Source organism: Bacteroides caecigallinarum (assembly GCF_021530995.1).
GTDB classification, from domain to species: domain Bacteria; phylum Bacteroidota; class Bacteroidia; order Bacteroidales; family Bacteroidaceae; genus Phocaeicola; species Phocaeicola faecigallinarum.
Genome location: NZ_JADYTF010000344.1, coordinates 1 through 257 on the forward strand (window position 1 = coordinate 1; position 257 = coordinate 257).

Below are 257 nucleotides of genomic sequence, written 5' to 3' on the forward strand. Positions count from 1 at the left end.
GGCAAGCTGCCTTCTGTACCCCCCATTGTAACACGTGTGTAGCCCCGGACGTAAGGGCCGTGCTGATTTGACGTCATCCCCACCTTCCTCACATCTTACGATGGCAGTACCGCCAGAGTCCTCAGCTCAACCTGTTAGTAACTGGCAGAAAGGGTTGCGCTCGTTATGGCACTTAAGCCGACACCTCACGGCACGAGCTGACGACAACCATGCAGCACCTTCATACATGCCTTGCGGCTCATCTGTCTCCAAATGAT

Annotated in this window: 1 rRNA gene; it reads right to left on the bottom strand. The window is 54.9% G+C overall.

What is annotated here, in order from left to right:
• A 16S ribosomal RNA gene (locus I6E24_RS16955) occupies positions 1-257 on the bottom strand; the annotation flags it as partial.